At 72.8% G+C, this 4784-nt stretch carries 6 protein-coding genes; 1 reads left to right on the top strand and 5 read right to left on the bottom strand.

Features of this window, described 5'->3' with window-relative positions; all coding sequences use genetic code 11:
* The 4 genes from AB0C29_RS34025 to AB0C29_RS34040 all read right to left on the bottom strand — a co-directional run.
* Nucleotides 1-205 (bottom strand): helix-turn-helix domain-containing protein (locus tag AB0C29_RS34025; RefSeq protein WP_360829050.1); only part of this gene is annotated, 205 nt, incomplete at its 3' end.
* Between the two features lie 13 nt (nt 206-218).
* Entirely contained in the window at nt 219-1223 is a 1005-nt protein-coding gene (gene gap, locus AB0C29_RS34030; RefSeq protein WP_360829053.1) for a type I glyceraldehyde-3-phosphate dehydrogenase, read from the bottom strand.
* Nucleotides 1224-1317: 94 nt separating this feature from the next.
* Nucleotides 1318-2256, bottom strand: a complete 939-nt coding sequence (locus AB0C29_RS34035; RefSeq protein ID WP_360829056.1) for a DJ-1/PfpI family protein — start codon at nt 2254-2256, stop codon at nt 1318-1320.
* Between the two features lie 51 nt (nt 2257-2307).
* Nucleotides 2308-2934 (bottom strand): TetR/AcrR family transcriptional regulator, encoded by a 627-nt coding sequence (locus AB0C29_RS34040; protein WP_360829059.1) that lies wholly within the window; start codon nt 2932-2934, stop codon nt 2308-2310.
* 92 nt (nt 2935-3026) lie between these two features.
* On the opposite strand from AB0C29_RS34040, the gene AB0C29_RS34045 reads away from it, so the two are divergent.
* Complete coding sequence (locus tag AB0C29_RS34045; RefSeq protein ID WP_360829062.1) at nt 3027-4076, top strand: hypothetical protein; 1050 nt, start codon at nt 3027-3029, stop codon at nt 4074-4076.
* A 56-nt stretch (nt 4077-4132) separates the two neighbouring features.
* On the opposite strand, the gene AB0C29_RS34050 is transcribed toward AB0C29_RS34045, so the two are convergent.
* A partial coding sequence (locus AB0C29_RS34050) for a hypothetical protein (RefSeq protein ID WP_360829065.1) occupies nt 4133-4784 on the bottom strand: 652 nt, incomplete at its 5' end.

Consider the following 4784-nt stretch of genomic DNA (forward strand, 5'->3'; position numbering starts at 1 on the left):
GTCGCGGGCCCCGGCCCTGCTCCAGGCGCTCGTAGTACACAGTGGACATCGTGGCCAGGGCGGCGACCTCGTCCCGGCGCAGTCCCGGCGTCCGCCGCCGGCCGTTCGCGGGCAACCCGACCGCCGCCGGCGGGATGGACTCCCGGCGCCGGCGCAGGAAGTCACCGAGGTCGTGCCGCCAGGTGCGATGGGTTGTGGTGGACACCCGTGGGAACCTATCAGCGGGACGCCCCGGCCATCAGCTCCAGCGTGTCGATGACGCGGTTGGCGAAACCCCACTCGTTGTCGTACCAGGCCACCACCTTGACGTGCCGGCCGTCCACGCGGGTCAGCGCGGCGTCGAAGACCGCCGAGGCCGGGTTGCCGGTGATGTCGCTGGAGACCAGCGGGTCGTCGGTGTACTCCAGAACGCCGTGCAGGGCGCCGCCGGCCGCGGCCCGGTACGCCGCCAGCACCTCGTTGCGGCTCACCGCCCGCTCGACCGTGGTGTTGAGCTCCACCAGCGAGCCCACCGGCACCGGCACCCGGATCGAGTCGCCGGTGAGCTTGCCGTCCAGCCGGGGCAGGACCTTGCCGATCGCCTTGGCGGCACCGGTCGTCGTGGGGGCGATGTTCACCGCCGCCGCCCGGGCCCGGCGCAGATCCCGGTGCGGCCCGTCCTGCAGGTTCTGCTCCTGCGTGTACGCGTGCACCGTCGTCATGAAGCCGTGCTCGATGACGGCCAGGTCGTCCAGCACCGACGCCAGCGGGGCCAGCGCGTTGGTGGTGCAGGACGCGTTGGAGACGATCAGGTGCCGATCCGGGTCGTACGCACCGGTGTTCACGCCGAAGGCGAGGGTGACGTCGGCACCGTCGGAGGGCGCGCTCACCAGCACCCGGCGCGCGCCGGCGTCGAGGTGGGCCCGGGCCGCCTTGGCCGCGGTGAAGCGGCCGGTCGACTCCAGCACGATGTCGACGTCGAGGTCGGCCCAGGGCAGGGCGGCCGGGTCGCGTTCGGCGTACAACCGGATGTGGTGGCCGTCGACCGTGAGATCGGTGCCGTCGAGCTCGACCGGGCGGCCCAGCCGGCCCAGCGCGCTGTCGTACTTGAGCAGGTGGGCGAGGGTCTCCGGGGCGGCGAGGTCGTTGATCGCCACCACCTCGAGCTTGCTGTCGCGCTGCAGCAGGGCCCGCAGGGTGTTACGTCCGATGCGTCCGAAGCCGTTGACGGCGATGCGAGTCATGCGTTCATCGTCGGGGACCTGCCGGGGCGGGCGACAGTGGCTGGGAAGCCACCATGCGCAAGGATCCCGCCATCAAGATCAGGAAGAGCGAAAGTCAGGAGGAGAACGTGTTGCGGTACTCCGTCGGGGAGGTGCCGAGGATGCGCTGGAAGTGCAGGCGCAGGTTGGCGGCCGTGCCGAGACCGACCCGGGCGGCGATCTGCTCCACGCCGAGGCCGGTGACCTCGAGCAGCTCGCGGGCGAGGTCGACGCGGGCCCGCAGCACCCACTGCATCGGCGTGTAGCCGGTGTCCTCCACGAACCGCCGGGAGAAGGTGCGCGCCGACACCCGGGCGTTGCGGGCCAGCGCTTCCAGGGTGAGCGGCTCGTCCAGCCGGGCCAGCGCCCACTCGCGGGTGCCGGCGAAGACGTCGCCGAGCGGTTCGGGGACGCTGCGGGGCACGTACTGGGCCTGGCCGCCGCTGCGGTACGGCGCCGCGACCAGCCGCCGGGCCACGATGTTGGACAGTCCGACGCCGTGGTCGCGGCGTACCAGGTGCAGGCACAGGTCGATGCCGGACGCCGCGCCGGCCGAGGTCAGCACGTCACCCTCGTCCACGAACAGCACGTTCTCGTCGACCCGTACCTGGGGATGTTTCTCCGCGAGGGCCCGGGTGTAGTGCCAGTGGGTGGTCGCCCGTTTGCCGTCCAGCAGGCCGGTCGCCGCGAGCGCGAACGCGCCCGTGGAGATCGCCGCGAGCCGGGTGCCGCGCCGGTGGGCGGCCTGCAGCGCCGCGACGACCTCGGCCGGTGGTTCGGTGGTGGCGGGCTGCCGGTAGCCCGGGATGAAGATCGTGTCCGCGTGCGCGAAGGCGTCGATCCCCTCGGCCACGTGGTACGACAGCCCGTCACCGCCGGCCACCGGTCCGGGCGCGGCCCCGCACACGAAGACCTGGTACGGCATCGTCGGCCGGTTGGCGAACACCTGCGCGGGGATGCCGACGTCGAGCGGCTTGGCGCCCTCCAGCACGAGCACCACGACCCGATGATTCATGAGGCCACAATGGCACCGGCCGCAAGGATCCCGCCAGTAACCGTCGCGCGGTCAGCTCTCCGGGACGGACACAGTCGAGGCCAGCAGGGCCCGCACGCCGGCGACGTACCCCGCGGTGTCGGTGTCCGCGACCAGGAGGCGTTGCAGCACGAAGCCCTGCACCAGGCTGAGCATGGCCGCGCCGACCTGCTGCGGTACGGCGCCGGCGCCGAGCTGGCCCGCGGCCTGCCAGCGGCGGGCGACCTCGGCGAAGTGCCCGCGCAGCCGCCGGTACACGTCGTCGGCGCGGGTGGCGAGCTCCGGGCTGCGCAGCGCCTCCGCCCACACCTGCACGCCGATCCGGGTGATGTCCACGCCGGTGACCGGGTCGCCGGCTATCCGGTCGCTGATCGCCTCGATGATCGCGGTCAGGACGTCGCCGGGTGACGGTGTGGCCCCGTCGGCGAGCAGCTGTGCGAACACCTCGTCGGCAGCCGAAAGGGCCCGCTCCGCCACGGCACCGATGAGCTCTTCCTTGCTCCGGAAGTAGCGGTAGACCGCGCCGGCCGACAGCCCGGACGCGCCGATGATGTCGGCCATCGACGTGTTGTGGAAGCCGTTGGTGGCGAAGAGCCGGGCCGCCGCGACGAGGATCTCGGCGCGGCGGTTGGTGCGGTACTGCTCGGAGACGCGAGGCATGAGCCGACAGTAAAGCGAACGTTCATTCTTGACAAGGAGGCACGCGAAGCGCACCATAAAAAAGCGAACAACCGTTCTCTTAAGGAGTCGACATGGCCACGCAGGCCTCCTCACCAGCAGACACCTCGACACCGTCACCGTGGGCGCGGGTGGCCGGAGCGGTCGCCCTGCTGACCCTCATCATCAGCGTGCTGCTGACCGCCTTCGCCTGGCCGTCGGTGCGGTCCTCGGTGCACGACGTGCCCATCGCCGTCGTCGGGCCCAGCGCCGCTGCCGGCCAGGTCAGCGCCGCTCTCGGCCAACGCCTCCCGGACGCCTTCGAGATCACCCGGGTCGACACCACGGCCGCCGCCGAACGACTGATCCGCGACCGCGAGGTCTACGGCGCCATCGACGTCAGCACCGGCACCCCGCAGGTGATCACCGCCTCCGCCGCCAGCGCCCCGGTCGCCCAGACCCTGCAGGGCGTCGCCACCGCGCTCGCCCAGGCCCAGGCTCAGGGACAGACTCCCGCGGTGGCCGTCCGCGACATCGTCGCGCTGCCCGCCGACGACCCGCGCGGTGCCGGGCTGACGTCCGGCGCCCAGCCGCTGGTGATCGGCGGCCTGCTGGCCGCGGCATTGCTCACCAGCCTGGTACGGGGCACCAGCCGCCGGGTCATCGGCGCACTCGCCTTCGCGGTCACCGGCGGCCTCGCCATGGCGGCGATCCTGCAGTTCTGGCTCGGCTCCCTGGACGGCGCCTACCTGGCCAACGCGGGCGCCATCGGCCTGACCATCGCGGCCACCGCCTTGACGGTCCTCGGCCTGGAGTCACTGCTCGGCGCGGCCGGACTGGGTCTCGGTGCCGCCACCATGATGCTCGTCGGCAACCCGCTCTCCGGCACCGCGACCGCCCCGGAGATGCTGCCCGGCTGGTCCGGCGCCCTCGGCCAGCTGCTTCCGCCCGGTGCCGGCAGCCAGCTGCTGCGCTCGACCGCCTTCTTCGACGGTCACGGCGCCACTCGACCTGTTGTCGTGCTGGCCGCCTGGGTCACGCTCGGCGTCGTGCTCTGCCTGACCGGCGGCCTGCGCGCCCGCCGCACCGCCGGCCCGGCGATCAGGGAGGCAGCGGCACAGCCGAAGGTGACCGCGACTGTGTGAGACACCGGACCGGGCCGGCGGCTGCCGACCCGGTCGGTGCTCATGCCGTACGGATGTCAGTCGCCCGCGGCGCGCTCGATGGCCTCCGGGTGGACGTGCAGCCCGGCGCCGAGCTCGAGGATCTGCTCGCGGCTCAGCGCGACGTCGACCTGGACGGTGGCGTACACCTCGGGCGACACCGACATGACGAGCTGCCGGGTCGGGCCGACCGAGTGCAGGACGGACTCGTGCCCGGCCACAGTGAGCTTCTCGCCGGTCAGCTCGCCGCGGTACGCCTTGGTCTCCAGGTAGATACCGATCTTCCCGCGCAGGTCACGCGGGTCGTACCTCGGATCCTGCGAGGGGTCGACGCCGGGGCTCGGGTGCTGGACCGCGACGGGCGCGATGGTCAGGCCGCCCTCGTCGTCGTTCTGGATGAAGAAGCCGTCGGGCGCCTTGTCGACGGTGAAGTTCCGGGGCTGCGGGCCGCGGTAGTCGACCAGGGCCAGCCGGCCGGGTGACGCCTCGGCGACGGCCGGCGCCCGGCCCGGTACGGCGTCCGGTGCGGTTCCGGCGTTCACGAAGGTCAAGGCGGCGGCCAGCGCGGCGACGCCGAACGCGGACCCGGCAACGGTCTGGACGGTACGGCGGCGGCGCACGGCACGGCGGCCACGGTCGAGGTCGGCCGCGATGTCCTGTGCCGAGGCAGGGTCGACCGGTCCGCCGAAG

Source organism: Actinoplanes sp. NPDC048791 (assembly GCF_040650095.1).
Classification (GTDB): domain Bacteria; phylum Actinomycetota; class Actinomycetes; order Mycobacteriales; family Micromonosporaceae; genus Actinoplanes.

What these genes read in the sequence shown, in the direction of transcription:
- gap (WP_360829053.1), bottom strand. Translation starts at nt 1,223, where the DNA reads ATGACTCGCATCGCCGTCAACGGCTTCGGACGCATCGGACGTAACACC.
- AB0C29_RS34035 (WP_360829056.1), bottom strand. Translation starts at nt 2,256, where the DNA reads ATGAATCATCGGGTCGTGGTGCTCGTGCTGGAGGGCGCCAAGCCGCTC.
- AB0C29_RS34040 (WP_360829059.1), bottom strand. Translation starts at nt 2,934, where the DNA reads ATGCCTCGCGTCTCCGAGCAGTACCGCACCAACCGCCGCGCCGAGATC.
- AB0C29_RS34045 (WP_360829062.1), top strand. Translation starts at nt 3,027, where the DNA reads ATGGCCACGCAGGCCTCCTCACCAGCAGACACCTCGACACCGTCACCG.